This is a genomic window from Parasphaerochaeta coccoides DSM 17374 (assembly GCF_000208385.1).
GTDB lineage: Bacteria > Spirochaetota > Spirochaetia > Sphaerochaetales > Sphaerochaetaceae > Parasphaerochaeta > Parasphaerochaeta coccoides.
Genome location: NC_015436.1, coordinates 145,681 through 170,956, shown reverse-complemented (window position 1 = coordinate 170,956; position 25,276 = coordinate 145,681). Strand labels below are relative to the sequence as shown.

Here is a 25,276-nt window from a genome sequence, read left to right as displayed (position 1 = left end):
TGCACTACCACTCACCGGGGGATTCTCTCCTGCGAGAGGCCGCCGTATGACCCAGCAGAAGTCCCAATGACTCATAATAAGCGAACCGTCGGTTTGGCTTCCGTCCATTGGCACTGAAATAACAGTACCAGCATTTCTCGTCATTCTTATAATGTACATCACAACTCATGATGTAGCGGGACGCCCAGCCTGTGTCGGCAGGAGGAAGGATGGGTTTTTGGGAACAGGGATTCCAGACAATGCCGTCCACGGAAGACATCACCGTCAGGGTTGCTCCTGAACGTCCCTCGACAGGATTCCACCAGACTCCGCACTGGAACGCGGCGAACCCATCAGACAAAGGGATGATCCTGACGCCTCCCGTGGCAAGATTGCACGCAGGATTGTCAGGCTGCGGAACCATCAGGGGACTACCCCCATTACCAAGCGTATAAGGACCACCTATCTCATCAGCCTCCGCATAGGAAAAATAGCGGCTGACCCTCTGCATGGTATCATCAAGATCCAGGTGCGAAGCCCCGAAATAGAGACGGTACGTTCCATCCACATGAAAAAGCTGAGGACGGGAAATACGCGGCTTAGGAATATAATCTCCGGCAAAAAGAATGGAACGGGAATCCAGGAGCAGACGCGGATCTCCCCAGGTGAGCAAGTCGGTGGAGGAACGGATTTCAATGCGGCTGGCGGCTATCCTCTCATCACGCCTGAACCGTTTGCGCCGTGACAACGGCCAGAAACCTTCATGCTTCTCATAGAGCAAATACCAGACACCCGCCTCCCGGTAAATGGATGGCGAATGCCCGCGGAACTCTATCATCTTCAACGGCTCCCACGCAATGCCGCTGTCGCTGACATAATGGTGAATGCCTATCCACGAATGGGCGAACATATGCCATTTCCCGTCCGGAGATTCTGAAGGAAACAAAAAAACGGGATCACATATCTGTGGCTGGCACCATGAACCGGAAACGACTGGTTCATCCGAGAATGGGAACCAGGAAATCTCCGACATCTGTGCGATGGACGGCAGGTTACGGGACATGGAAGAACCTATCAATCTGTAAGATTTCTCTTGCCGTCCCGACGGGACTTCCACAAAGGAGCAAGTTTGTCGTCCAGATTGAACTTCTTGTTAATCGCCTTCACCAGCAGGTTGTAAATGAAGAAGCTCCCGCCTATGGCCACGACGAACACGACCATAGTCCAGATGGAGGCCGCATTCGCATCATTGACGAACCGACCTATCAAGAGGGCTCCTGCGATGAACAGGATGATCATGATAACGATGTTGACCAGCGTAGCCACCAGCATGAACAGCACTGTATTGGTTTTCTTACTCATGAGTCCTTGTCTCCTTTCTTGTCTTGGATCACAGGCTCCTGGCTTTCAGAGCCTTTAGAGAAAATTTCCGGACATTGTTCTTGCGGCTCCATGTCATCTCCGCGCTTTTCCGTGCCCGTATGCTCTACTTTGCTTCCAAGCAGTGAAATGAACAACAGAATCCCACACACTACGACGGAACTGTCAGCCATGTTGAAAGTAGGCCATCGCTCGAATCCAAAGAACGGAAAATAAACGCTGATGAAATCCACCACTCCCTCAGGACGGAAAATCCGGTCGATCAGATTCCCCAAGCCTCCACCTATGATACCGGCTATCACCCATTTCTGGAAAGTGGAGAATTGACCTCCACCCCGCACAATCCATACGGCAAGGAAAGCCAGTACTCCCAGTGGGAGGATGATGAACAAGAGGGGCTTCACTGCATCAGGCAGATTCTCTCCCATGCTGAATGCAACGACGGTATTCCGTACATGGACGATATAAACCAAATCACCAAACCACTTCAAGGCTATTGTTCTCAAGGGGATATGAGATACCACAAACCATTTTGTCAGTTGATCCACACAGATGATGAGCACGCTCAGGATAAAGTATCTCGCTACATGGAAGGGGTTCTCCCCGTGGTACGTCTTATTCATTGTCCCTCATGATACTACAGCCCGGTGGGGATGGCAATGAAGCTCGCATCCACACCATAGCCTTCGGCAAGAAAATGACCGACAGCCTGTACGCCCAAGGTCTCCGTAGCATAATGCCCCCCGCAAATCATGGTAATGCCATTTTCCATGCAATCGTGGTATACCTGATGAAGCGCTTCTCCGGTGAGAAAGGCATCCAATCCATCAGCCAAGGCATCATGCACATCATCCGCCGCGCCACCGCTGACAATTCCAATCGACCGTATTTTCCGTGGCCCGAAAGTAAGTATCTTCAATCCGGTGCTTTCATCATATCCCAGTCGGGCGGCTATTTCATCCGCTTCCACAGGAGTTGCCAGAATCCCCTTGAAGCCAATGCGCACGCCTTTGTAGAGGCCGAACGGCACAGGCCGGTCTATTCCCAACTTCCGGGCAATGCAGGCATTGTTTCCCAGCGTCGGATGAGCGTCCAAAGGAAGATGCGCGGCATACAGGGCAATGTCGTTGTCCATAAGGAACTTCACCCTGTCATGATGAGCCCCGGTCAGGGCCAGCGGCTGTCCCCAAAACAAGCCATGATGCACCATGATGGCATCCGCGCCCCAAGATGCAGCGGCTTTGAAAGTAGCCAGCGAAGCATCCACGGCCAAGGCGACCTTTTTCACTTCCTTCTCATGGGAGCCGACCTGCAATCCGTTCAGGGCTATGTCCACAGCCGCAAAGGAAGCGATATCAAGCTCTGCATCGAGTACTTTCACCATCTCTGTCAGTTTCATAGGAGAAAGTATAGAGAATTGACAGGCTTTGTTCCACCACCTATAGTCTGTGCCATGGGTGTAATTCCTGTGAACATCAAAGAGCTGTCCTTCCAAGAGGCGGCATTCTCCTATCCCCCTTCCATAGCCCGGACTCCTCTCCCCGCTGTGGACAGCCTTCTTGTCGGACAGCCAAGAGCGTCGCGTGCCCTTGCCATGGGCATGGCGGTTGAAGCGGATGGCTACAATATCTTTGTCAGCGGGGAGCCGGGTTCAGGCCGCCATACCGCGGTGAGGATGATTGCACAACAGCTTTCCCATGACACCCGCCATCTCAAGGACATTGTGTATGTACATTGCTTCGATGTCCCGGACTCTCCTTCCGTAGTACTATTCTCTCCCGGTACAGGGGAAAAATTCCTGGCGGAAATGAAAAACCTTGCCGCTTTCCTTCGTGCGGCGGAAAGGAACGGTGAGGCGGAGACAGAAGATTCCACCGCGTCATTCCTGAAAGAAACGGACAAGCTCATAGACAGTGCGGTCGGAAAATACCCCGAAACCCGGCTCTTTCTGGAACGGGTTCGCCAGACCATCCATATGAATCCGAAAATATTCGTCTTACCTACCGATGATGACAAGGAAGAAAGGGAAACCATCTGCTCCCAATGCCTGCCGAACCTGGTGGTAAACCGTGCTGGTCAGGATAAACGCCCCTTCGTTGAGGAACCGCATCCATCCTATGCCAATGTATTCGGAGCTGTTTCACCTGCTGATGGCAAAACGCAGCTCCCCCACCAGTCGGTCAAAGCCGGAAGTCTGCTCCAGGCGTCCGGAGGCTTCTGGGTGGCAACCGCCGATGATATCCTGAGTGAACCGAATCTTTGGGAAGCACTCAAGCGTTTTCTTGCCATGACGACTTTCTCCATGAAGGACGGCAATGCCTACGGACTTCCCGTCGGCTCGCTCATCAGGCCGGAACCCGTCCCCCTTCCGGTAAAAATCATCCTGATAGGCAGTGAAGAAACCTATGACAAGCTCTGCGAATCAGATGCCTCTTTCCTCAAGTTGTTCAAGATATCCGCTCAGTTCGACTATTCCATGCCGGCCACCGAGGAAAACATCACAGGAACCATCGCTTTCCTGCGTCGGCACGTGGAAGAAAAGAAACTTCTGCCGCCGGATGACGCCGCGATAGCGGAAACTCTCCGGTTCAGCGCATGGCATGTAGAACATCGTGGCGAACTGACGACTCAGCTCTCCTTCCTGGGAGACCTCCTTCAGGAGGCGGATTACTGGGCGCGTTTCTCCGGAGAGAAGGAAATCACGGCTCCCGCCGTCATCACCGCCTCAAATGAGAGAGATTATATCTCAAGCGTGATGGAGAACCGCATCACCCAGGAAATCATCTCCGGCGAAATGGTCATAGCCCTCACGGGCTCCAAGATTGGCGTAGTGAACGGACTGGCCGTGATGGATCGTGGCCTGGCGTCCTTTGGAACCCCTGCCGTGATTACCGCCACCGTGGCTCCCGGAAACGAGGGCATCGTGAACATTGAACACGAAGCGGGGCTGAGCGGGGAAATCCACGACAAGGGGCTGCTTATATTGGAGGGGTATCTCCGCAAACGCTATGCCCGCACCTTTCCCCTTTCCCTCTACGCCGGTATCTGCTTTGAGCAGTCTTACGCGGAAGTCGATGGAGACAGTGCCTCATCATCAGAGTTGTTCGCCCTGCTCTCCGCCATCGGGGAGATTCCCCTGAGACAGGACATTGCCGTGACCGGCTCGGTCAACCAGATGGGTGAAATACAGCCGGTGGGCGGCATCAACGAAAAAATCGGCGGCTTTTTCTCCGTATGTCAGAAGATGGGACTAACAGGACACCAAGGGGTCATCATCCCCCGTCAAAACATCTCTGCCCTGGTTCTTCCGTATGCGGTGCTTGACGCCATAGCGCAGCACACGTTCCATCTCTACCCCATCGAAACCATTGATGAGGGCATGGAAATCCTGACAAACAGAATAGCCGGAGAGCAAAACGCCAAGGGAACATTCCCGGTCAATTCCGCCAACAAAGCCATAGAAGACAGGCTGCGCAAGCTTTACGAGCTTTCCAAGACTGGAACTTGAGCGACATCACGCCACACCAGGAATCAAGACACTCCAGGAATCAAGACACATCAGGACACCGTTACCGCTTCTTTGTCGTGTTCTGTCAGGCGGTATCAAGCTGTGAACCATGCATGCATCACAATACCGAAGGCCACGGATACATTCAGTGACGCCTTGGTTCCTGCCTGGAGCAGTGACAATCTTCCCGCAGACTCCTGGCAAGCACGCAATAGGGCGGGACTGACACCAAATTCTTCATTGCCGACCACCATGATGCCTTCCGGAGGAAAAGGGAACCCTGCTATATTGACCCCTCCCGTCTCAAGGGCAAACACCGGAACCTTGCGTCTGTGTATCAGATCGATGACGGATTCCTCATCCATCATGCTCCAATCTACAGTCTCGGTACACCCCCGTGCGGTACGTTTGGCGCGGGTATGCAGGGGACTTGCGCAGCCCTCAATCAGAATGATTTCCTTCACGCCGAAAGAGTCGGCGGTACGGAACAGAGCTCCTATGTTATAAGGAGAGCGAATCCTGTCCAGAATGACCGTGAAGGGACGTATCTCCCTGCGACCGGTATCCAATCCTCCGTCCACAGAGATGAAATCCCATTCCGAAGGCTCCGCGCCAAGAGTCGTCAGCAGGAGATGGGAGGCATCGAGCAGCGTGGTCGCCAAATCCTTCCCCTTCTGATGGCGCGAACGCACGGAGAGAAGACCAAGCCGTTCCCTGGATGTGTCGGAAACAAGATGAGAGGACAAAACCAGGTTGAAAATCGACTGGATATAGGACATGTCATCAATGTCCGAACCTCCGTGGACGGAACGGGCGATGTCATGGAAAATCAAAGCACATTTGTTCAGCCGTGTCCGCGCCCCCAAAGTCTCAAGTTTGCGAATCGTCATCATGCGCGTCTTCCTCCTGCACAGGTCGGACAATCACGGCAAACTCTCCTTTGATGGATGGCCTTGCGCGAAGGATTCCAGCCAGGCCGGAAGCTGTGCCATGAAGAAATTCCTCATGGATTTTGGTCATTTCACGGCCAAGGACAATTTCCGCCTGCGGTGCGAGGGCTGCCAGTTCATCGAGCAGCTTGACAATGCGGAAAGGCGACTCATACAGGATGAAAGGCTCCCCCCGTGAGACAAGCTCCTCAAGACGTGCCGCGCGACGTCCGCTCCGGGTACTGGGAAACCCATCAAAGGAGAATGAACGGCCTACCAGTCCTGACGCCGAAACCAAGGTAGCAAGAGCGGAAACGCCGGGTATCGGCACAACAGGGAAACCAGCATCCCTCACTGCCCGCACCAACCGGGAACCGGGGTCACTGATACCCGGAGTCCCGGCATCACTCACATAGGCAATGTCCTTGCCTTCCCCAAGCAAAGATATGATGCCCTTGGCGGATTCTTCCTCATTGCGGGCATGCGTGGATATCAGACGCTTGGAAATGGAGAACTTGTTCAGCAGGTTCCCGGTATGGCGGGTATCCTCGCACGCGATGACATCGACAGTGCGCAGGACATCAAGCGCCCTGAGAGTGATGTCGTCCAAGTTCCCGATGGGTGTCGCTACAATAAACAGCGTGTTCATGGAGGCAGTCTACACTCTCCTGTACCGGCATACAAGAAGCATCCTGTGCCATTAACGTCTTTCCTGATGGTAAATTTTACCATTTTGTCATCAAGCCCTCATCAAAACGAAAGAGAAAAAGAAGAAAACAGAAGAAAATCCATGAAATTCCGTCCCTATCGCCATGTTTCCCGTCTTTTGAAAAAAGTTGGCACGCTTCATGCATTGTAAATGGCATCACAAGAATGCTCGCGCCTGCTGCATAATTAAAAAGTGAACGGAGGAACATACATGAAGACTTTTTCACGGTTGAAGAACATCATCACATCACACGTCAATTCCGCCCTGGACAAGATTGAGGATCCGGAAAAGATGATTGCTCTCATGATTAACGAGCTTGAGGACAAGAAAGTCGAGTTGCAGACCGCCATCGTCGCAACGACCGCCCAGGCCACCGACATCCGTCGGGAAGCTAAAGTCATTGACGAGACCATCGAGCGTTGGGAAACCCGCGCGCGTCTGGCCGTAGACAAAGGACGTGACGACCTGGCTCGTGAAGCCCTCACTGAAAAAAAGCGTCAGATGGAACGCAGTTCAGTAGTGCGGCAGGAGATTGCGCAACTTGAGTCAATCATTGCTTCCCAGAAGGAACAGCTTGAGAAAATGACGTCCAAGCTCCAGGAAATCAGGGACAAGAAACGTTCATTCGTGACACGCACCGACCGCGCCAAGCAGAAAAAAGAGGTCGCCCGCGTCCTTGCGGAGACAGACGGAACCAGCATCATAGAGCGTTTCAATGCAATGGAACAGAAAATCGAACGGATGGAAGCCGATGCCGAAGTGACCAGCTGGGAGTCCTCGGCACGGACACCAGATGCTTCCTTTGCCCAGATGGAAGCAGATGATGAAGTGGAGAAGGAATTGGCACGCCTGAAAGCTGCCATTACCCCTGCCCCCGCACCAAAGAAAGGCGCGGACAAGAGCCCGCAGCCTGAAGATGTCAAGGAGTGACCCATGAGATATTACAGGAACAGCCGGTATGGTCATGAAGGACGGAAGCTGTATCGGTCCCGCTACGGGCTTATTCTGGGAGTCTGCCAAGGAATAGCTACATGGGCGGAGCTTCCCGTCTGGGTTGTCAGGGTCGGCGTCATCATTCTGGCGGCAAGCACTGCTTTCTTTCCTGTGGCCTTCTGCTACCTGCTGGCAGCATTGCTGATGGAACCGGAGCCTGTTCGCGGAAATTATTGATGATGCTTCAATGATAGCCTGAAAAAGGATTAAGTAGATAAATTATCCCCGTCTTACCAAGATGGGGATATTTTTATCCTCTTACGCAGAACCTTTCTTCCTGTATTTCCGGTACAACCCACGGAACTGATCATATGTCAATCCCAGCAGGCTTGCCGCGGTCTTCTGATTGTCTCCCGCAACTTCCAGCGCCCGCTCAAGGAAAAGAACATCCATATCACGCTTCACGTCTTCAAAGGAAGACAAATCAAGGTTTTCAGAATTTTTCAGGGACGATGCCAAGAGCGGCATGAAGGTCGGCGCGTCGGATGGCACCGGAACATGAGAGACTTCATCCTCCCCGGCGACAGAAGCAGGCAGGGATTCATCCCCTGTATGCCCATCATGGAATCCGATGCCCTTTCGTGTAAATGGATTCTCAAAGGGGTTGAACTGAATGGATGTGATGAGCTTGCCATCGATGCGATAGACTGCCCGTTCCACTACGTTCTTCAACTCACGGACATTGCCCGGCCAAGAATATGTCATCAAGGCTTCCTCAACTTCCGCAGAAAAGACGGGTATGTCCTCCCGGCCGCATTCCAGAGCCATCTTCGCGGCAAAAAAATGCGCAAGAAGCAGGATATCGCCCTCTCTTTCCCGCAACGGAGGCAGGAACAGGACTTCAAAAGACAAGCGGTCCAGCAAGTCTTCCTTGAACTTTCCTTCACGACAGAGCTGGGGAAGATCGGCATTGGTCGCTCCTATGATACGCACATCCACCTCATGGGTACGAGATGAGCCGACACGCTCGAACGTGCCGTATTCCACTACCCTGAGAATCTTTTCCTGGACTTCCAGCGGAATCAATCCTATCTCGTCAAGGAAAAGAGTACCGCCGTCAGCTTCCTCAAAGCGGCCTTTCCGCATCTTCTGTGCCCCGGTGAAAGCCCCCTGCTCATAGCCGAACAGCTCACTTTCAATCAGGGATGGAGGCAAAGCGGCACAGTTCACCGTCACCACGGGTTTTTCCCAGCGCGGAGACTGGTAGTGCAAGCGCAGGGCGGCTATTTCCTTGCCTGACCCACGCTCCCCGACAATGAGCACGCTTCTCTCGACCATTGCAGCCCGGCTCGCTTTTTCCTGAAATTCCAGGAAAACTTCGCTTTCCCCCAAGGGTTGCGTGGGCATGCGTGCCTGCACTGTATCCATGATTCCTCCTGAACGACCCTGCATGACCGCGGTCGAGTGGTAATAATTACCATATCATAGGTATGATACACCATTTTTTATGATAAAGCATAGTAATTCATCATGAGGAGTGACCGGAAAATGACTGGAAAATCCCTTATGAAAACCCCTTTTCTCCATTTTCATGACTTTTCACGGAATTGGCATGAAACCTGCATTAAAGAGAGCATCAAACTCCATTGAACCGCCAAGGCCAATGGGAAGGAGAACATGATGGGAGTTTTTTCACGTTTCATGGATATTGTAAGTTCCAATATAAACGGATTGCTCGATATGGCCGAAGATCCTGAGAAGATGATCAAGCTGATGCTTCAGGAAATGGAAGATACCTTGATCGAGCTGAAAAGCACCTGTGCCACTCGCATAGCTGACAAGACACGGGCAGAAAGACTGAGGAATGAACAGGACGCTCTTGCCTCCCGGTGGGAGAACCGAGCACGTCTGGCTGTAGAGAAAGACAGGGATGACTTGGCACGCGAAGCCCTTGCTGAGAAATTGAGAGCCGAAAAGTCCCGCGAGGCATTTGCCGCGGAAATCCTTCGGCATGAATCATTGATTGGGGAAAGCAAGACGGACATTGGAAAACTTGAGGAGAAACTGGCATCGACCAGAGCTACCTACAAGAAGCTCCGGGAAGAAAAAGCCAAGAAAACACGGGAAGAACAGAACGCCCACTATTCCTATAAGAATGAGGCAAAAGACCACTTCTCCCGCTTTTCACGGATGGAAGAACAGTTGGACAGGATGAAGGCAGATCAGGATGTCTACGGTGACGAAGACCTTGACGCGCGTTTCGCTGACTTGGAAGAATTGGATGAAATCGAGGCGGAGCTGCGGAAAATACGGGCACACGCCAAGAAGAAATGATATAGTGAGCGCGGGAGGAACAAACTCATGTGGAACGCAGTTTTCGCCATACCTATCGTAGCAATTGTCTTTGGGATTACCTCTGATATCATAAAAAAAATCTCCAACAACCGCCTCAAGGCAAAACAACTGGAGTTTCTCCTCAGGGAGAAAGAGCTTGAAGCAGGCGTTGCTCCTGGGACATATTCCCGCATGAAAGGAAGCCGCCGGACTAAGGGATATTCTTTCCAGGAATCCACAGGTTTCCAGGAATTTAAAGGCTCCGGTACACACCAGAGCCGCCAGGATCTTGAGAAAGGCATAGAAGATTTATTGAAACGAGTGGAGAACCTGGATACTGTTCTCGCGGAAAAGAATGCCGCGGAAAAGAAAAACGGCCATAAAACCGACCTTCATTAACATATAACATATAAGGAAATCATCATGGCAACACATCGTTTATATCGTTCCCGCTATGGCGAGGTATTCGGAGTCTGCAAAGGTCTTGCGGACTGGAGGGAACTGCCTGTCAGAACTGTCCGCCTCATCTGCATCCTCATCATGGTCTTCTCCGGTTTCTTTCCCTTTGCCCTCATTTACTTCATTGCCGCGTTGATACTGCCGCTCAACCCCTATGAGGAAAGGGACCGTTCATCACGGACCGCATTCAGGGACAAGCGGGCAAAAGAGAGAGATTACACAAAAGAGTACACATCATCCTGGCGTGAAGTCGAGGAGGAGGAAGATCCTGCTCCCTCAGACAAGGAAGAAAAGCTCCGCAAGCGTTATGAGGACTTGAAGACGCGGGTAGAGGAAATGGAAGACAGGATGTTCGACAAGGAAAAAGCCTGGGACGACAAGTTCCAGGAAAGGATGTAAGAGCTCATGAATCGTTTCAAAGAATCCCGCAGTCTGAAAATAGGACTGATCGTTATTATCATCGTGTTTGGCTCCTTCGGGATTATCCGTTCATGCTTCGGGGCAACAAGAAGGATACAGTATCCCGCCAACCAGAGCGAAACAATGTCTTTTTCTTCCGGTGATTCCTTGAAGATAGAGACTGTGAGTGACAATATAGTCTTACGCACATCTCCCGGTGTCTCCAAGGTGAGCGCCGAGGTATCAGGCACAGGGAAGATTGACTGTATCCTGAAGGTCATTCGTTCAGGCTCCACGGTCGAAATTTCCTTACGTTACCCACGGAAATCCTTTTTCTTCACTTTTCCCCTCTACACCATCAGCAGCAATGATGTCACGCTAATCATCACGGTTCCGGAAGGAACGCAGGTCTCAGATCTGAGCATGAAGACTGTCAGCGGAGACATCGATATCAAGAGTGACATATCAGTACAGGATGAGTTGGGAATCAAGACAACAAGCGGGGATGTAACGTTCGGCAGGCTGGATGCGTCTTCAGTAAAGCTGAACTCGTTGTCTGGAAACATGAAGGGAGATGGCATTTCCGCCAGAAAGCTGACAGTCGAAACGATAAGCAGCACAATCCACGTCAAGGAGAACAAAGCGGAGGATTATGAGCTGTCCACGGTCAGTGGGGACATCACACTACGCTCCGTCTCCCCTCGCTTCTCCGCACTGGAAGCGCAATCTACCAGCGGTAACATCACGGTTGCTTTCACGGAAGAACCATCGATGAAGGCGAAACTGTCTTCAATCAGCGGAACGCTCATCTTGCAGGAATCTCACGGGTCACGGAATCTGAACATAAGCTATGGAAAAGCTGAGTCCAACCTGGAAATCCACACCACAAGCGGAGATATTTCCGTCACATGGTAAATAAGGCTCCAATACTCCCGCTATTTTTACTTTTACTCTGAATGCGCTGCTGGTACCAGAAGAGCCGCTGCACACTGCGTGATGCATGAGTAGCGGCTCTTGTTTTTCTTCCGGCAGCGGCAGCCGGTGGGTATGGTGTCAGCCCCCCCCCCCGCAAAAACCCTCCGCTTTGATTTTGCCGGAGAGACTATACAAGGGGCTGATATGCCTGACTGGGAGCAGACGACATAAGTGCGTCCATATCCACATACCAATCTTCATATTCCAGGCAGCTTGAACCAAGTTTGATATATTTAGTCGTAACGATGAGGTTCCTTCTTTTCCCTGTCCTTCAGCACTTTCTTGTATGCCTTTTCGTATGCCGCCTTATCCTCATCCGTCCAGCAAACCATGGTGATGTTCATTTCAGGATGCGTCGGCAGGAAGTCAAGAATTGTGGAAACCGCGACTAGCGCTGCCTTGTCCACAGGATACCCATAAGCACCTGTACTGATGGAGGGGAATGCTACGGTCAAGCAGCTCCATGTGGCAGCAAGCTCCAAACTGTTGCGATAGCTCCCGGCAAGAAGGAGGCTCTCACCTTTCCTGCCTCCATGCCATATGGGGCCGGGAGTATGGATGACATGGCGTGCCGGAAGCAGGTAGCCGTCGGTAATCTTAGCCTTGCCTGTCTCACAGCCTCCCAAGGTACGGCATTCTTCAAGCAACTGGGGACCCGCGGCGGCATGTATGGCTCCATCTACCCCGCTGCCCCCAAGCAACCGGGTATTCGCTGCATTGACGATGGCATCGACGCTCTGGTGGGTGATGTCCCCTTTGATGATTGAGAAACCCATTTACTCCCCCTTCGCCGATGTGGTGGATTTTTTGTCCACTGCGTCGAACATGACAGTCAAGGCTAAAGCGACTACGCATCCTATGAGGACGGAAAGCATCCTGTCCAAGGCAACGAGCCAGCCTCCGGCATCCCCTTCCATCAAGGAGACGATGATTAGCGCGGCCATGGCGCTACGGGTCGAACTCTCCGCCAGCAACAACTTGCACGCCAAGATAGTAAGGAAGACTCCTGAAAGCAATGCGATTATCTGGGGAAAGGGAACCACGAACACGAAAAGTCCCATCAGTCCGCCGACAATGTTCGCTTTCATGCGCATCACGGAGAGTGTCAGTGAATCCTGCCGGTCGGGAGCCAAGACAAGAAGAACGGAAATGATTGACCAGTGTAAGTGTCTTTCTGGCCATAAGGCATAGAACAGGTAGCAAATACCCGTTCCCATGACACATTTTACCATATAAAGGATAAATTTATGGTCGAGAAGCTCCCGACTCATGCGACTCAAGTATTCTTTGGCTTTCATAGCCGTTCTCCTTGATGCAGTGCATCCTTTGCCTGTATGAGGGCTACCACAAACAAGGGAATCATGCAAGTCCCTTCCATCGTCCTGTACGGTCACGCGCGCGTTCTCGTTGAAGAACACGTTCCTCTCTCGACAGGAACCGTTTCGTCTTGTACGATTTCCCTACGGGACTTCCCTGTGTCGATGACGCGCTTTCACGGCACACAGCAGTCGGGAGCGTTCCCTTATATTCACCTATGATTTTGTATAGTATTCTTAGCGGGAGTGCTCACGGCATTCCCGCCACCTTCGCCTCCATGCCGTAATACGTTGTTCAAGGTAATGGATTCTTCCATTTTGCTCAGTCACGTTCTGAAATTCGCAACCAGCCAACGTCAGATTTATCGCTAAACCACTTGGGATCATTGATGGGACGAGGGCTTGCTCCACGGACAATATCAGCAACATCGCCCATCTTCCGCTGTTCCCAAGCGTTTGCTGCTTCACTTTCACAAAATTTCATTGCTCATCCCCAAGAACGGCATTATCAATGACCTCCCACTTTCCTACTTTTGTCGATCCAACGTGCCTGATGAGGTTTTTCTTTTGCAAACTTTCTAAATACCTCTGCACAGTTCTTGAGGATTTTGAAATAGCTTTTGCGATTTCATCAGCCGTTAACTCCGAATTATTGTTCACAACCATAAGAACAGCCTGCTCAGTCTTGTTTCTTACGACATTTCTTACGACATTTCTTACGACATTTCCATTTTTTTCTGTCGTAAGAAATTCGTCCGGTCGATAAAAAATCACAGCGAAGCCTTTTTTCAAGAGCTTGAACTCGACCTTTACACCGGCATTCTCACACGCCTTGGTAATGCGCTTGAGTCCTGTACCGAAACTCTCAATGTCCTTTGTATAATACATCAACTGAGCCAAAAGCGGGTTGCGCTTTATCGAACGTTCGTAGCCTTCGATGAAATCCTGCGGAGTCAAGCCTTCAGGGAAGGTTCCGGGATTATAAATTTCTATGCGGTTGCTGTATATTGTGATTTCGTTGTTTTGCGATGAGGGGTATAGGCGGTGGCAATAGGAATTGACAAGCGCTTCACGAATCGCGTCAATCGGGATTTCTGGGATTTCCTTGCGCTGTATCGAGCCGTCCAGCACTACTCGCCAGCGGATATTGTTGCGGATATATTTTTCCGCAGTATCCACCAGATGCGCTACGCTGCCGCTTTCCCGCTTGATGTCATTAAACGTCAGGCGTTCCGTGCCGGCGAATATCGCCATTTGCACTTCAAGCATATTTGAGCCGACAAACAGGACATAAGCGGCGTTTTTCAGCGTGCCGTCTTCGGTCAAACCCAGCTTGTTCAGAACATCTTCTTTGGTGGTGTAGGCGAAGTCAATCCGCCCGACGCTGTTGGCGCGTTCAAGATAGTCCTTCAAGACCGTGTCATCCACATCGGAGACGGTCTTACCCGAAAGCTCGCCGTCCCACACGTCTCGACCAGCGTTCTTCTTCAAAATGAAGTCTTCAAGCTCTGCCGAAGACAGCACCCTATCCTCGTCAGCGACACGGATATACGCACGGCCATAGGCGAAATACGGGGCATCATCCCCAGAAAAGACAATATACACACAAGACTTTTCGTCCGCATAGACTTCTTTTATTTGCGGATAGATTTTGGGCTCGATATGATTGCCGATGGCTTGGCTGATATCACGCAGGGTTTTCTCGGAAATGTCCATCCCCACAGGCGCACCATCGTTGCGGACACCAAAATAAAGCTCGCCGCCGCCGTGCTTGTTGAGCATGGCCACCATCGAGATGATGCCTTCTTTTAGTTCTGCGCCGGATTTCTTAAACTCAAGCTTCTCACTTTCCTTGCCTATTTTCATGGATGGGGCCTCCTTGTTTTCCTCATTATGATGACTCCTTTCTGAGATAAACATGTCCGCTCAAAAGGCTCATTGCTCGTCCTCCTGTTTTGCGGCTTCCCCGCCTTCTGAAACAGCCTGTCTTGTATCACGCGGTATTTCTTGTACTCGCCTTCGGCGACGAAAGCCAGATGGTTGTAGTCTTTGTAAGAACACATCGTGTCGTCGGCAGCAGTTGTTCGGAAATCCCGAACAACTGAATCCTCGTCAAGCTCTCTTCTGGCGAAGATGTTCGTCACATGCTCGGAGATGGTGCTTTTTGAGGAGTCGTAAAGCGACACGATGCCTCCCGGTATCAGCCAGACGCTCTCGTCGGCGACCAATACATCCACGCCATCGCCACCGTTTTCTTTAGTGAACACAAGAAAATCGGTGGTACTGTTGCGGATTTGGATTCTGACCTCGTCTTTTTTAGCCATACTATATTCTCCTCCTTACACAAACATCTTTTCAAGCAGGGCTTTCTTCATGTTTTGGAGCTTTTCACGCTTACACTGATGAAGGGTGATATTGATTTTTATTCATGCCTTGTTCGCCTCCTTTAGTTTCTCAATACCCAGTGAGGTTTCCGTTGTGGCGACCTTTTTTTCAAGGCGGCCAGCCTAAGCTGGTTGAAATACACCTCGCCAATCACCCTCTGCTTTTCCATCGGTGGAGGGATGGGAAATACTAAATTACTCAGGTGCCTGATGGAGAATCTCACTGTCACAGAACCTTGTTGGCCGCTTTGTAATTGGCATTTGATGTTCGCGTCCTCATTGAGCATATACACGAGGTATCTTGCATCAATTGCAGGAGCAGGGAAAAGCTTTACATAGTTCTGTGTGTACAGGTACCCATCGTGACCGCATCGCACCATAGCGGCCTTTCCGCAGATAAGGCTGAAGATCAAATCTCCGCTTTGCAGAGTACCGACATGATCAAAAGTGCGAATCTGCTTTCTGCTACCGCTGTGGGTTTCTACTCCGGTCAAATCATTTTCCATTTCTGGCTGACCAAAGAAGAAATACACAGGGGCATCAGAATCCCCTGACTCCGTGATTCGGAACTGAGGGAACCCACTATTCAGTTCTGCCATCTCTACCATGTGCATCATAACAATCCATGCCTTTCTTTACGTACAAAACAGCATAAAACTTTCCAAGAGACCTGTCAGTACAAACATGTGATTTTTCAAAATCACGAAATGCCGATATGACAAATATAAAATTTTCTTACGCTATTTTTTGCGACATCGCCATTTTTTTCTGTCGTAAGAAATTCGTCCACTCGATGGCTTCCTCCCGCCCTTCCTGCTCTTTCCCAAAGTGCGGGAGAAAGACTGAGGGGGAAGGACGATGGAACAGAAGGCAACGCTGATTAAAAAAAGAGCCATGGACAACCCACGCCCTGACAAGAATTTTTCCCCCTCTGAAGAGTTTTGCTTTCTCCCTAACAAATACATCGCAAAAACATTTGAAGAGGAGGCGGATTACATTGACACCCAGTACAAGAATGGCAGAACCGCTCCGACCGTGGACGGCGGCCGTCCCCTGGCGCTGGGAAATACCCCTTTCCTGCTGAGCGAACTCGGCTTCGGATACGGCAGGATCGAGATGCTCCCCCAGGTCGTGGGCAAGGCGACCGGTCAAGAGGACCGTCGCGTGACGAACCAGCACATACATCATGTGTCCCTGAGTGTCCTGCAACGTCTCCCCTACTGGCTCTGGGATCCGGTGGCCATCATCGCCTGGACATCAGAGAAAGCCCCTTTACGCCTGATGATCGTCAGCAACTACCTGGTGAAAAACCAACCGGTGATCGCCATCCTGGAGATGGAGCAAACAAGCGACTTCGGTAAGCACTGCTTCGTCACGATGTTCGAACACAACATGGCAATTGGCAACAACAACTCTATCTTCCACAAGTGGGCGCAGGAGAAAAAATTCCTATACACCAAGAAACGGGACTGGAGCGAGCTATCCTTCACCTCCATCGACGGGAGACAGGGGAGAGAGTGGTATCCATCGACGTGGCTCCTGCTCGACGTTCCCACCCGAGACGACCTTCTCGCGCGATATGAGAGCAGACAGGAGCGCCGCTACTTCCTTCTCGGATTGGACCTGGAGGATCCCGCCTCAGAGGAAATGTACGACAGGGAGGAGATAAAGATGCTCCGCCTCGGCTATCCGGTCATAAACCCCATTGACCTGCGTAAGGGAGAAGATCCGGGGCCGTATACCCATCTCGGCCTTGTCGCCCCTCCCGGCATCATTCTCACACAGGAGAATATCAACACCGCCTCACAGACTACGGGACGCCCCGCCATGCCCACGTATGCCATCCTCCCCTCTTTGCGCGACCTCAAGAAGGAAAGAACGGTCATAGGAAAGGATCCTGAACAGAAAAAAGAAAACGAGCATCCCCACTCTCTCCCTCCACAGAGAGAGAAAGAGATTCCTGCCGGAGGAAACCAGGAGAAAACAAAACCCGTCGACCCGCAGAAAGAACCCCCCAGGACGCTCGATGACGACTTCGGCCTTGAGCGGTGAAAAGGGGAAAAAAACGAAATGAGACGATATCAGGCGACGCGTGCATCACGCTCTCGACAGAAACCGTTTTGTCCTGTACGATTTCCCTACGGGACTTTCCCGCACGCGCTGTTCGATTCGCTCATCATATCTTCTCCGCCACAAAGGATATACCGATGAAAAAGAAACATGCCCTTGCTCTGCTGTCAGCCATTTTTGCCCTTGCGCTCATCTTGACATCCTGCCCCGAACCGACGAGCTGGCACAGACCGGAGCCCGTCTCGACACGTGTCTATACGCGCCTGAAGGCTGGTGATACGTATACAGGGACCGTCGTGGGCGACACGTATGAGATGAAGATTGTTGATGCTGATTATCATTGCAGTACCTACGACCTGTCTACAGCGGACTTGACTGCCGCCCAGATAACCCTTGTGAAAAATGCTGTGCTATATCGTGGTTATTGGGATAGGTATCTCATCGAACTCACCATCGCGAAGACCTACCAGGGGATGTACACGCACCCTGACGAGGGCTCCCTCCCCATAGACAAGCCCTATGTGCTGAAATACAGGATGGAGATGGTTACACCTAACCAAGACACCTCATCCCCCATTTTAGGACGTGTCTACACCAAGATGCATCCGACCTATGACATCTTACAGCCGCGTATTTATTCTTATGATAACAAGGCACTGACAGACCAGGAAAAAGAGGTCATAAGAAGCACACAGGCCATTGTCCTCACGTCTTTCAGCGGATGGTCGTACCTCCAAAGAGGCGCGGACAGCCCATCATACTCCACCCTGTCCTCGTTCTCATTCACCCTCGATCCGGACATGCCGACCACCGACCTCTTTTACGCTCAGACGCCGACCTTCCTCATGGCCGCCACCGCAAACGGCGGCTGGAAAAGGAAATGAGCAGGAACGAGTGCCGGTGAAAAAGAAGGGAGCGTAAGCTCCCTTTTTTTATCTTCATGGTTCCAGAATGAGCCTGATTCTCTTTCTCATCATCACGGATGCTGCGTTTGGCTCGATTTATAATTACTTCCGAAGGCGTTGTCACCGAACGGGAACACCGTGATCCAGTGCTTGGTTCTCCCAACGAGAGTGCCGTCATCCATTACACGGGCAGAGATGACCCTGTTCGCATATGGCCTGAGCGTGTCCTGTGGAGCGTAAAACAGGACGTGTCCATTTCCATCCCCATTGCCATCATTGAAAATGACATCCCCGTGATCGGGATTCTTCCCCCCTTTGTATCCCCCGGAGAAAAAGAAATCCGTAGGATCAACAACACCCAGGTTTAGGTGTGCTTCCCCTTGCGAATTGTCTAGCACCCAAGCGCCCCACCCATAGTATCGCCATCGGATCCTCGATTCCGGGGAAAGCTTGAACCCAAGCACTCCCCAATAAAAGTCCTGGCCATTGTTGTTGTGAAAAATATGCACCTTGTAATATATTCCGTTCTCTGAAAGATCCAAGTCTTCCGGGACGTTCTTGATCCCGGGCAAGCCCCAGTCCTCGTTCCTCTGTCCCAACGTCACAGACAGATCCACGTACGTTTCAAAACTGGGCGCACCGTCGGGGATTTCCCGGTCATCCGTGACCGTCTTGAACGTGGAGACTCCAATCCTCACCCCCGCCCCTGCGCCGAGCTTCTGGTCACTCAGGTCTATCCGTGTCATGTTCGGCGCCTGGATGTTCGCTTGTGTCAGCGTTTTTCCCTTATGTGCTTCCAGTTTTGTCAAATGAGAGAGGCTGTACACATTGATATACTCCACGGGCGCCTCGTTCAGGGTGAGCTCTTGTATGTACCTGACAGAAGACAGGTTGCCCGGCTCGTTGGGGGAGATGTCCACCCTCTTCACCCCTGTGTTATTCAGATTCAGGCTGACCACCCTCACCTTCAGCTGTGTAAAATCCTGTATGCTGGTGCACCCGGTGGCATTGATGATCCCCCGCGTCGGCTGATCCTCTGGTTGCCCCTCGTTGACCGACATGCTCCGCAAGGACACGCAGTTCATAAGACTCGCCGTACCGCTGAGGCTCGTGACCGTGAAGTCAGACAGCATGCTTTGTTGCAGATCGATGTCCCCGTCGATCGTGCCGCCGACGAATGTCTCCAGGCTCCTCGCGTACGGATAGGAGACATCCGCCTTCTCATTGACGCTCAGTGCATAGGCGTTGTTCACCGTCAAGGTCGTCAACGCATAGGTGTGTCCATCTACATTCCCGGATATCAGCTTGTGGATCCCGTTCAGACGCAGCTCCAAAAGATTGTTGCTTCCGGTGACCGTGAGCGTATCCAGCACGTCCCCGCCGCTGGTGAAAAAGAGCAGGGCCGCATTGTTCTTCACGTCCACTTTTTCCAGATTTCCCCATAGCTTCACCGTGTTCAAACGCGCGTAGCTTGTGCCCGATCCCCCGTCCAGCGTCCCCGTGCCTTCTGTCGTGAAACTCAGATCGAGGTCGGTGAAGTACGTGTCCTGTGCGTTCACGGTTTTCAGCTGAGACGGTGTATTAGGCGAGAATGTGACTGACAGCGTCGCCCGTCCGCTCTGGTTGCCCTCCCCTCCCCTCACGCTGATCTCTTCCAGAGCCGTGAAGTCCTTAAGCTCCACGTCCTTGCCCGTGAAGCGGTTGTTGTCCAGCACGAGCCTTTGTAACGTGCTCTTCGCGCTCCCCCAGTCAAAGGCCGTGTTCAGGGAGCCTTGGCTCAGGTTCAGCTCCGTGAGGTGTGGCGGCACGACAAAAAGCTGGATGAGGCCATCCCTGTCGTTCATGTTCGTGTGGGTGTACGAGCGCAGTCCTGTGGCCGTGGAGAGGTCGTAGCGGCCTCCGTTCAGGTTCGCCTTAAAAAGGCTGCTCGGGGGATCGCCCGTGTCCGTCACGCTGAGAGAGCTGATGTGCGGCGCCTGGGCGATGCCGCGCTCTCCCGTGAGGATGACATCTCTCATCGCTGGGAAAGCCCCGGAATTATCGATGCGCGGCAGACCCCCGCTGATGCTCAGGTGCGAATTTTCCGGCATGTGCGCAAGGCCGCTGAGGGAGCCGCTCATGCCAAAGGGCGTGCCCGGCTGGTTGTCCGTGAAGATGGCGTAGGTCCGCCCGCGTTTGAACGTGTTGCCGCTATTCTGGCCGTTCACATAGACGTTCTCCTGGATGCCCCCGTTCGCTCCCAAAAACCAGTACTCCTGCTGGCTCCGTGAGATGCGCTCAGGGATCACCGCGGCGTAGGTCGAGCCCTTGCCCAGCTTATCCTGGATGATGCCCGCCAGGACCTGGTTGATCGGATTGATCACATACACCATCAAGCCGCCGGTGATCGTCCCGCCCCCTCCGGTGGGCTTTCCGTCCTCATCCACCTGCGCGACCGTATAGGAGAGGTAGGCCACCCCTTGCGCTCCGGCGCCTTCACGCGCGGTGATCGTCACCGATGGGGAGGTGATCGCGTCCGTGTCCCCCGTGAAGGTTCAGGAGATGGCCACAGAAGAAAGGACGGCTCCACCCTTGGTGACGCTCGCCGTGAGCACGGTGGAGGCCAGGGTGTCCAGCGCCACCGTCTCCTTGTCCAAGCTCACCTCCGGGATGCCGTAGGCTATCGCCACCGGCAGCACGCGCACGGAGAACGGGGCCGTCTTTGACGGATCCGATGTGCTGCGGGCGGTCACCGTCGTCGTGCCCACGCTGTCAGCAGGATTTTGGCGCATGATTACATATGTGTTGCAATTCTCGATGGCGGTGCCACGAAACTGATGGATGGACTGGTCATAGTGTTCACCATTCCTCTCGACGTCCCTCTTTCCTTCGGTTTGAACTCGCAAATATTTCTTGCGCGTTGAATTTTCGGTCAATTCTCCGTCTTTGTATATGTTCGCGATGTGCCGATTGATGTTTTGACGTGAGGTGTCATAAATCTCGGCAATCTGTATCTCCGTCAGCCACAAATCTTCATCAGAAAAACGTACCGAGACCTTGGTGCTGCCGTTTTCGTCTTGATAGAGGATGATTCTATTCTGTTTAGTAAACGTACATTTTTCCCCCGGCTGGAGCGGAAATCCCCATGAGGGTGACACAGCTCCTGTGCATCCCTGTTTTCTGTTTGTAACGGGGGGAGCGTTACCCGTATCGTCCACATTGCGCGGACATCCAAGAACATGTACAATGGAGTGACTTTTGTTCCAGTTTTTGATAAGGAGGCCCTCAAGGGGAACCCGTTTATGGCAGAGGAATTTTTCAACAAACGTACCGTGACATGCGGTCAGCTGACTGCCGCCGACAATGGCAGGAAAGTCGTATTGAACGGCTGGGTTCACCGTGACCGTAATCATGGAGCGCTTCATTTCATCAATCTCCGCGACCGCTATGGCATAACGCAGGTCGTCGTGGATGATGACGCATCCCCTGAACTCAGCGCGACGGCAGCTTCCCTGCGGATGGAATTCTGCGTAGCTGTCGAAGGTATCGTCCGCCTGCGTCCTGATTCCATGGTGAACAAGGACATGCATACCGGCGAAGTCGAGGTCAAGGCTATCCGCATCGACATCCTTTCTACATGTCCCGCGCTCCCCTTCATGATTGATGAGGAAACCGATGCCAAGGAAGACACCCGCCTGACCTACCGCTATCTTGACCTGCGCAGCGGAGGCATGCAGAAACGCATCCGCCTCAGACATGAGTTCGTCAAGGCAATCCGCCAATATCTCTATACCACAAATTTCTATGAAATCGAGACGCCTACTTTAATCAAATCCACGCCGGAAGGAGCCCGTGACTTCCTGGTTCCCAGCCGGCTCTATCCCGGCAAGTTCTACGCCTTGCCGCAAAGCCCCCAGCTTCTCAAGCAGATACTCATGGTAAGTGGCTTTGACAGGTATTTCCAGATAGCACGCTGCTACCGGGATGAGGATGCCCGCGGCGACCGTCAGCTTGAGTTCACCCAGCTTGACATGGAAATGAGCTTTGTCACACGAGATGATGTCCTGGAACTTATTGAAAAGCTCTTTGGATATGTCTTTGACAAGGTTATGAACTATCGTTTGCCTGTCAAGTTCAGACGTCTCACCTATCATGATTCCATGAACACGTATGGCAACGACAAGCCGGATTTACGTTTTGACCTTCCAATCGTCGATATCGGACTTCTGGCTACGAAAACAAACTTTGACGCTTTCACAGGAGCCTTGGCTGCCGGAGGTGTCGTAAAAGCTCTCCGTGTCCCTGCGCAGGAAGGGGTATCATTCTCCCGCAAGTTCATTGACGGATTGGCGGAAGCTGCCGCAGTCTACGGCGCCCGCAACCTTGGCTGGATTAAAGTTGGGGATGACGGGACATTCACCGGTGGGGTGAGCAAGTTCTTCGCTGGCCTTGAGGACGAACTTTCCGCATCCCTTGAAGCCAAACCGGGTGACCTGCTCCTGTTCATAGCTCATCCCCAGTGGAAGAAAGCCTGCACGTCGATGGGAGCCATCCGCTCCAAGCTCGGCAAGGATCTTGGTTTGATACGTCCCGGCTTCGAGTTCTGCTGGATTATCGATTTCCCCCTCTTTGAGTTCAATGAGGAAACCGAACACTGGGAAGCTGCCCATCATATGTTCAGCATGCCCCAGACGGAATATATCTCCACCCTGGAGTCTGATCCGGGTAGTGTGAAGGGAGATTTGTACGACCTTGTCCTCAACGGCTATGAGGTTGCCAGCGGTTCAATCCGTATCCATGATGTCGAGCTACAGAAGCGCATCTTCCGCATCTGTAATTTCTCCGACGAGGAAGCGGAAAAACGATTCGGTTTCTTGCTCGATGCTTTCCGTTATGGTGCGCCTCCTCATGGAGGCATCGCTCCAGGCATCGATCGTATGGTCATGATCATGGCGGAACAAACATCCATCAAGGAGGTCATCGCTTTCCCAAAGAATACGGCGGCCATATCACCTATGGACGACAGCCCTTCTGAAGTGGACGGAAAGCAACTGGATGAGTTACATTTAATCATAAAGAAACAAGCCACGGTCTGACCCATCAAGTACTGTCAGGCCAAAGGAGCTTCATATGGGAACCAAGAATCATGTACAGGCGCATTTTACGCCAGAACATAAGGAATTTACGTCCGGCGACGGCAAGAAATATGAGTTCGAGGGGACGGGTCCTTATGATTATCTGCTGGGAGCGTTGAGTGGGTGTCTTTACTATACCTTCAAGTCTCTTGCGGAAAAATTCAGACTTGAGTGGGATGACTTGCGGTTCGAAGTGAACAGCGAGAAACGGGACGAAACGCTCCAAACATTGAAGGAAGTCCATGTGGATGCTGTCATCAGAACGTCTTCCGACCATGCCACCGTGACGAAATGCTTCGAGACATCGACCCGCTATTGTTCCGTCTTCCAGACGATCGGCAAGGTAGCCGAGATGCACTGGAGCCTGAATTTCGCTCAATAGCTGGAATTCGCTCAATAGCGAAAACGACGTGGAATAACTGACAGGGAAAGAACCGCCAGAGCAACACCTGACAGAAAATATCCACCAAGGAGATAAGGGGAGCAAGGATGCAGATGGAAAACGAAAGGTATAGCAGGATACGTCTGTTCACAGTCTTCCTTGATGCTTTGGGAAAAGTGGCGGGAGAAGACGGAGGCATCTTGGCGCTCACGTGGGGACGTGCTGCTTTCGGTCATCGTCTTGCCAGCTATCTGCACCAAGGGCTATCGTCATCCCTATCATCGTCACCACTGGCTGAAAACACGCTTCCGGACTCCCAGTTGCTTAAGTTACCGGGAAATCTCTATTTTGATGTCGCCGTACCTGTTGCCATGTCCCTTTCCAGGAAAACCTTCACTGCGGATGTCCTGCTCCATGATCGGGGAGGCAATGGGTCTCAGGACACTGACAAAAAGGTCATGTCTGTGGTCATCCGCGACCGTTACCTTACGGAGGACGAACAGCTTGCCCTCCATGAATTGCAGGAAAACGATGGCTGTTCCCTTGCCTTGGCCATCTCCTTGTTTTCTCCGCAGAAACCCTATCTGCTCATCTATCGTGTCGATTCTGGACGGATTGATTACTACCATTACCAGATGGAAGATGGAACCTGCTCGCTTTTCAAGCAGCGGGAAATCCGTAAGAATGACGACAGCGGGCAGTTAAGCCTGGGGATGCCGGTACGCAGAAAAAGGAAGAAAAGCTGAAAGAAAACTGAAAGTTTTTCCAACATGCTGGAAGAACTTATGAAAAATATGGTGTTTTATCAGCATCCTTGAAAAAGTATTTGACCTGGGTCACTCGTCACTCCCAGGGGCATTTTATCGTTCATTTTATTGTGAGAATGAGTGATATTTTGGACGATATCCGGTACGATATAAAAACCGAAACAAAGAGGAAATTGATGAAGGGGATATTCCTCTGCATGATGAATCATCTGTCGTACAGATAGGCCTCTGTCCTTGGTGCGGAGGAACCGTTTCCGCGAACAGCCGCCTGGCGCACTGCTCCTCCTGCGGGAAAAAAGACAAGTTGCATCCGGTCGTTCTGGCAGCAGAGGTACATATCAGGTTTGTCGGCATTCATCCATTTTGTGACGGTAATGGCAGGGTGTCCCGTCTTTTGACCAACACGGTTCTCATGCAACATAAGTATCTGCCCATGGCAGTCCCGCAAATCCGGAAACATGAATATGGCAGAGATCTGGATATTGCACATGGTGATGGTAATCATCTTCCGTTCACTGAATTCATTGCGGAAATGACTCTGATGACGCATAGGGACTATATGAGGATGTTGAGAATTCCAGAGCCTGAAAGAGAAAGGGATATCCGCGAAATCAAGGCATAAAGAACGGACGCCCTTGTGGACGTCCGCCTGTCTGAAGCATGTCTGAAACACGCTTATACTGTCTGTGCCAGATACTTATCCAGCAGATACTTTTCCGGCCTCAGCCATGAA

The 25,276-nt window shown here is 51.9% G+C and carries 28 protein-coding genes; 13 read left to right on the top strand and 15 right to left on the bottom strand.

Features of this window, described 5'->3' with window-relative positions:
• Positions 1-4 precede the first annotated feature (4 nt).
• The 4 genes from SPICO_RS00745 to SPICO_RS00730 form a co-directional block, all read right to left on the bottom strand.
• A complete protein-coding gene (locus SPICO_RS00745) occupies positions 5-889 on the bottom strand; it encodes a glycoside hydrolase family protein (RefSeq protein WP_245523211.1) in 885 nt (294 codons plus the stop codon).
• Between the two features lie 164 nt (positions 890-1,053).
• The gene (locus SPICO_RS00740; RefSeq protein ID WP_013738783.1) at positions 1,054-1,341 is read right to left on the bottom strand and encodes a hypothetical protein; all 288 of its coding nucleotides are present in this window, start codon (positions 1,339-1,341) and stop codon (positions 1,054-1,056) included.
• Positions 1,338-1,982 carry a signal peptidase II gene (lspA, locus tag SPICO_RS00735; RefSeq protein ID WP_013738782.1) on the bottom strand — a complete coding sequence of 215 codons (645 nt, stop codon included), beginning with the start codon at positions 1,980-1,982 and terminating at the stop codon, positions 1,338-1,340. The genes SPICO_RS00740 and lspA overlap by 4 nt, the downstream gene beginning before the upstream one ends.
• Positions 1,983-1,996: 14 nt before the next feature.
• Complete coding sequence (locus tag SPICO_RS00730; RefSeq protein ID WP_245523210.1) at positions 1,997-2,743, bottom strand: Nif3-like dinuclear metal center hexameric protein; 747 nt, start codon at positions 2,741-2,743, stop codon at positions 1,997-1,999.
• A 33-nt stretch (positions 2,744-2,776) separates the two neighbouring features.
• On the opposite strand from SPICO_RS00730, the gene SPICO_RS00725 reads away from it, so the two are divergent.
• Positions 2,777-4,867: a Lon protease family protein gene (locus SPICO_RS00725; protein ID WP_215904618.1), complete on the top strand. Its 2,091-nt coding sequence runs from the start codon at positions 2,777-2,779 to the stop codon at positions 4,865-4,867.
• Between the two features lie 95 nt (positions 4,868-4,962).
• Here SPICO_RS00725 and SPICO_RS00720 read toward each other — a convergent pair whose 3' ends face one another.
• Both SPICO_RS00720 and rsmI read right to left on the bottom strand, forming a co-directional pair.
• Entirely contained in the window at positions 4,963-5,760 is a 798-nt protein-coding gene (locus tag SPICO_RS00720; RefSeq protein WP_013738779.1) for a TrmH family RNA methyltransferase, read from the bottom strand.
• The gene (gene rsmI, locus SPICO_RS00715; protein WP_013738778.1) at positions 5,738-6,445 is read right to left on the bottom strand and encodes a 16S rRNA (cytidine(1402)-2'-O)-methyltransferase; all 708 of its coding nucleotides are present in this window, start codon (positions 6,443-6,445) and stop codon (positions 5,738-5,740) included. The genes SPICO_RS00720 and rsmI overlap by 23 nt, the downstream gene beginning before the upstream one ends.
• Before the next feature lie 270 nt (positions 6,446-6,715).
• On the opposite strand from rsmI, the gene SPICO_RS00705 reads away from it, so the two are divergent.
• Together SPICO_RS00705 and SPICO_RS00700 are read left to right on the top strand one after the other, a co-directional pair.
• Entirely contained in the window at positions 6,716-7,435 is a 720-nt protein-coding gene (locus SPICO_RS00705; RefSeq protein ID WP_013738777.1) for a PspA/IM30 family protein, read from the top strand.
• A gap of 3 nt (positions 7,436-7,438) precedes the next feature.
• Positions 7,439-7,675 carry a PspC domain-containing protein gene (locus tag SPICO_RS00700; RefSeq protein ID WP_013738776.1) on the top strand — a complete coding sequence of 79 codons (237 nt, stop codon included), beginning with the start codon at positions 7,439-7,441 and terminating at the stop codon, positions 7,673-7,675.
• 81 nt (positions 7,676-7,756) lie between these two features.
• On the opposite strand, the gene SPICO_RS00695 is transcribed toward SPICO_RS00700, so the two are convergent.
• On the bottom strand, positions 7,757-8,866 hold the full coding sequence (locus tag SPICO_RS00695) for a sigma 54-interacting transcriptional regulator (protein ID WP_013738775.1): 1,110 nt from the start codon (positions 8,864-8,866) through the stop codon (positions 7,757-7,759).
• A 252-nt stretch (positions 8,867-9,118) separates the two neighbouring features.
• On the opposite strand from SPICO_RS00695, the gene SPICO_RS00690 reads away from it, so the two are divergent.
• From SPICO_RS00690 to SPICO_RS00675, 4 genes are read left to right on the top strand one after another with little or no spacing between them, the layout of a single operon-like run.
• The gene (locus SPICO_RS00690; RefSeq protein WP_013738774.1) at positions 9,119-9,772 is read left to right on the top strand and encodes a PspA/IM30 family protein; all 654 of its coding nucleotides are present in this window, start codon (positions 9,119-9,121) and stop codon (positions 9,770-9,772) included.
• A gap of 27 nt (positions 9,773-9,799) precedes the next feature.
• Positions 9,800-10,171 carry a hypothetical protein gene (locus SPICO_RS00685; RefSeq protein ID WP_013738773.1) on the top strand — a complete coding sequence of 124 codons (372 nt, stop codon included), beginning with the start codon at positions 9,800-9,802 and terminating at the stop codon, positions 10,169-10,171.
• 24 nt (positions 10,172-10,195) lie between these two features.
• Positions 10,196-10,630, top strand: coding sequence for a PspC domain-containing protein (locus SPICO_RS00680; RefSeq protein WP_013738772.1), 435 nt, complete (start codon positions 10,196-10,198; stop codon positions 10,628-10,630).
• 6 nt (positions 10,631-10,636) lie between these two features.
• On the top strand, positions 10,637-11,545 hold the full coding sequence (locus SPICO_RS00675; RefSeq protein ID WP_013738771.1) for a DUF4097 family beta strand repeat-containing protein: 909 nt from the start codon (positions 10,637-10,639) through the stop codon (positions 11,543-11,545).
• Between the two features lie 293 nt (positions 11,546-11,838).
• On the opposite strand, the gene SPICO_RS00670 is transcribed toward SPICO_RS00675, so the two are convergent.
• The 6 genes from SPICO_RS00670 to SPICO_RS00650 form a co-directional block, all read right to left on the bottom strand.
• Positions 11,839-12,381, bottom strand: coding sequence for an O-acetyl-ADP-ribose deacetylase (locus tag SPICO_RS00670; protein WP_013738770.1), 543 nt, complete (start codon positions 12,379-12,381; stop codon positions 11,839-11,841).
• The gene (locus SPICO_RS00665) at positions 12,382-12,903 is read right to left on the bottom strand and encodes an FUSC family protein (RefSeq protein ID WP_013738769.1); all 522 of its coding nucleotides are present in this window, start codon (positions 12,901-12,903) and stop codon (positions 12,382-12,384) included.
• A 340-nt stretch (positions 12,904-13,243) separates the two neighbouring features.
• Positions 13,244-13,405 (bottom strand): hypothetical protein, encoded by a 162-nt coding sequence (locus SPICO_RS10030; protein WP_215904617.1) that lies wholly within the window; start codon positions 13,403-13,405, stop codon positions 13,244-13,246.
• Complete coding sequence (locus SPICO_RS00660) at positions 13,402-14,787, bottom strand: ATP-binding protein (RefSeq protein WP_013738768.1); 1,386 nt, start codon at positions 14,785-14,787, stop codon at positions 13,402-13,404. The genes SPICO_RS10030 and SPICO_RS00660 overlap by 4 nt, the downstream gene beginning before the upstream one ends.
• Positions 14,784-15,245, bottom strand: coding sequence for a virulence RhuM family protein (locus SPICO_RS00655; RefSeq protein ID WP_013738767.1), 462 nt, complete (start codon positions 15,243-15,245; stop codon positions 14,784-14,786). Before SPICO_RS00655 ends, SPICO_RS00660 begins: the two co-directional genes overlap by 4 nt.
• A gap of 122 nt (positions 15,246-15,367) precedes the next feature.
• Entirely contained in the window at positions 15,368-15,913 is a 546-nt protein-coding gene (locus SPICO_RS00650) for a restriction endonuclease subunit S (protein ID WP_215904616.1), read from the bottom strand.
• Between the two features lie 250 nt (positions 15,914-16,163).
• On the opposite strand from SPICO_RS00650, the gene SPICO_RS00645 reads away from it, so the two are divergent.
• Complete coding sequence (locus tag SPICO_RS00645; protein ID WP_013738766.1) at positions 16,164-17,357, top strand: MuF-C-terminal domain-containing protein; 1,194 nt, start codon at positions 16,164-16,166, stop codon at positions 17,355-17,357.
• Between the two features lie 155 nt (positions 17,358-17,512).
• Positions 17,513-18,259 carry a hypothetical protein gene (locus SPICO_RS00640; RefSeq protein WP_013738765.1) on the top strand — a complete coding sequence of 249 codons (747 nt, stop codon included), beginning with the start codon at positions 17,513-17,515 and terminating at the stop codon, positions 18,257-18,259.
• A 92-nt stretch (positions 18,260-18,351) separates the two neighbouring features.
• Here SPICO_RS00640 and SPICO_RS00635 read toward each other — a convergent pair whose 3' ends face one another.
• Both SPICO_RS00635 and SPICO_RS00630 read right to left on the bottom strand, forming a co-directional pair.
• Entirely contained in the window at positions 18,352-20,736 is a 2,385-nt protein-coding gene (locus SPICO_RS00635) for a hypothetical protein (protein WP_013738764.1), read from the bottom strand.
• A 78-nt stretch (positions 20,737-20,814) separates the two neighbouring features.
• Positions 20,815-21,417 carry a virulence RhuM family protein gene (locus SPICO_RS00630; RefSeq protein ID WP_041394924.1) on the bottom strand — a complete coding sequence of 201 codons (603 nt, stop codon included), beginning with the start codon at positions 21,415-21,417 and terminating at the stop codon, positions 20,815-20,817.
• Between the two features lie 144 nt (positions 21,418-21,561).
• Here SPICO_RS00630 and aspS point away from each other — a divergent pair, with 144 nt between their 5' ends.
• From aspS to SPICO_RS10525, 4 genes are all read left to right on the top strand, one after another.
• Positions 21,562-23,355 (top strand): aspartate--tRNA ligase, encoded by a 1,794-nt coding sequence (gene aspS, locus SPICO_RS00625; RefSeq protein WP_041394922.1) that lies wholly within the window; start codon positions 21,562-21,564, stop codon positions 23,353-23,355.
• 34 nt (positions 23,356-23,389) lie between these two features.
• Positions 23,390-23,776, top strand: coding sequence for an OsmC family protein (locus tag SPICO_RS00620; protein WP_013738762.1), 387 nt, complete (start codon positions 23,390-23,392; stop codon positions 23,774-23,776).
• A 113-nt stretch (positions 23,777-23,889) separates the two neighbouring features.
• Positions 23,890-24,522: a hypothetical protein gene (locus SPICO_RS00615; protein ID WP_148228969.1), complete on the top strand. Its 633-nt coding sequence runs from the start codon at positions 23,890-23,892 to the stop codon at positions 24,520-24,522.
• Between the two features lie 325 nt (positions 24,523-24,847).
• Positions 24,848-25,165: a Fic family protein gene (locus tag SPICO_RS10525; RefSeq protein WP_179943719.1), complete on the top strand. Its 318-nt coding sequence runs from the start codon at positions 24,848-24,850 to the stop codon at positions 25,163-25,165.
• The last annotated feature ends 111 nt before the right edge of the window (positions 25,166-25,276 follow it).

What these genes read in the sequence shown, in the direction of transcription:
- SPICO_RS00745 (WP_245523211.1), bottom strand. Translation starts at nt 889, where the DNA reads ATGTTCGCCCATTCGTGGATAGGCATTCACCATTATGTCAGCGACAGC.
- SPICO_RS00740 (WP_013738783.1), bottom strand. Translation starts at nt 1,341, where the DNA reads ATGAGTAAGAAAACCAATACAGTGCTGTTCATGCTGGTGGCTACGCTG.
- lspA (WP_013738782.1), bottom strand. Translation starts at nt 1,982, where the DNA reads ATGAATAAGACGTACCACGGGGAGAACCCCTTCCATGTAGCGAGATAC.
- SPICO_RS00730 (WP_245523210.1), bottom strand. Translation starts at nt 2,743, where the DNA reads ATGGTGAAAGTACTCGATGCAGAGCTTGATATCGCTTCCTTTGCGGCT.
- SPICO_RS00720 (WP_013738779.1), bottom strand. Translation starts at nt 5,760, where the DNA reads ATGATGACGATTCGCAAACTTGAGACTTTGGGGGCGCGGACACGGCTG.
- rsmI (WP_013738778.1), bottom strand. Translation starts at nt 6,445, where the DNA reads ATGAACACGCTGTTTATTGTAGCGACACCCATCGGGAACTTGGACGAC.
- SPICO_RS00705 (WP_013738777.1), top strand. Translation starts at nt 6,716, where the DNA reads ATGAAGACTTTTTCACGGTTGAAGAACATCATCACATCACACGTCAAT.
- SPICO_RS00700 (WP_013738776.1), top strand. Translation starts at nt 7,439, where the DNA reads ATGAGATATTACAGGAACAGCCGGTATGGTCATGAAGGACGGAAGCTG.
- SPICO_RS00695 (WP_013738775.1), bottom strand. Translation starts at nt 8,866, where the DNA reads ATGGATACAGTGCAGGCACGCATGCCCACGCAACCCTTGGGGGAAAGC.
- SPICO_RS00690 (WP_013738774.1), top strand. Translation starts at nt 9,119, where the DNA reads ATGGGAGTTTTTTCACGTTTCATGGATATTGTAAGTTCCAATATAAAC.
- SPICO_RS00685 (WP_013738773.1), top strand. Translation starts at nt 9,800, where the DNA reads ATGTGGAACGCAGTTTTCGCCATACCTATCGTAGCAATTGTCTTTGGG.
- SPICO_RS00680 (WP_013738772.1), top strand. Translation starts at nt 10,196, where the DNA reads ATGGCAACACATCGTTTATATCGTTCCCGCTATGGCGAGGTATTCGGA.
- SPICO_RS00675 (WP_013738771.1), top strand. Translation starts at nt 10,637, where the DNA reads ATGAATCGTTTCAAAGAATCCCGCAGTCTGAAAATAGGACTGATCGTT.
- SPICO_RS00670 (WP_013738770.1), bottom strand. Translation starts at nt 12,381, where the DNA reads ATGGGTTTCTCAATCATCAAAGGGGACATCACCCACCAGAGCGTCGAT.
- SPICO_RS00665 (WP_013738769.1), bottom strand. Translation starts at nt 12,903, where the DNA reads ATGAAAGCCAAAGAATACTTGAGTCGCATGAGTCGGGAGCTTCTCGAC.
- SPICO_RS10030 (WP_215904617.1), bottom strand. Translation starts at nt 13,405, where the DNA reads ATGAAATTTTGTGAAAGTGAAGCAGCAAACGCTTGGGAACAGCGGAAG.
- SPICO_RS00660 (WP_013738768.1), bottom strand. Translation starts at nt 14,787, where the DNA reads ATGAAAATAGGCAAGGAAAGTGAGAAGCTTGAGTTTAAGAAATCCGGC.
- SPICO_RS00655 (WP_013738767.1), bottom strand. Translation starts at nt 15,245, where the DNA reads ATGGCTAAAAAAGACGAGGTCAGAATCCAAATCCGCAACAGTACCACC.
- SPICO_RS00650 (WP_215904616.1), bottom strand. Translation starts at nt 15,913, where the DNA reads ATGGTAGAGATGGCAGAACTGAATAGTGGGTTCCCTCAGTTCCGAATC.
- SPICO_RS00645 (WP_013738766.1), top strand. Translation starts at nt 16,164, where the DNA reads ATGGAACAGAAGGCAACGCTGATTAAAAAAAGAGCCATGGACAACCCA.
- SPICO_RS00640 (WP_013738765.1), top strand. Translation starts at nt 17,513, where the DNA reads ATGAAAAAGAAACATGCCCTTGCTCTGCTGTCAGCCATTTTTGCCCTT.
- aspS (WP_041394922.1), top strand. Translation starts at nt 21,562, where the DNA reads ATGGCAGAGGAATTTTTCAACAAACGTACCGTGACATGCGGTCAGCTG.
- SPICO_RS00620 (WP_013738762.1), top strand. Translation starts at nt 23,390, where the DNA reads ATGGGAACCAAGAATCATGTACAGGCGCATTTTACGCCAGAACATAAG.
- SPICO_RS00615 (WP_148228969.1), top strand. Translation starts at nt 23,890, where the DNA reads ATGGAAAACGAAAGGTATAGCAGGATACGTCTGTTCACAGTCTTCCTT.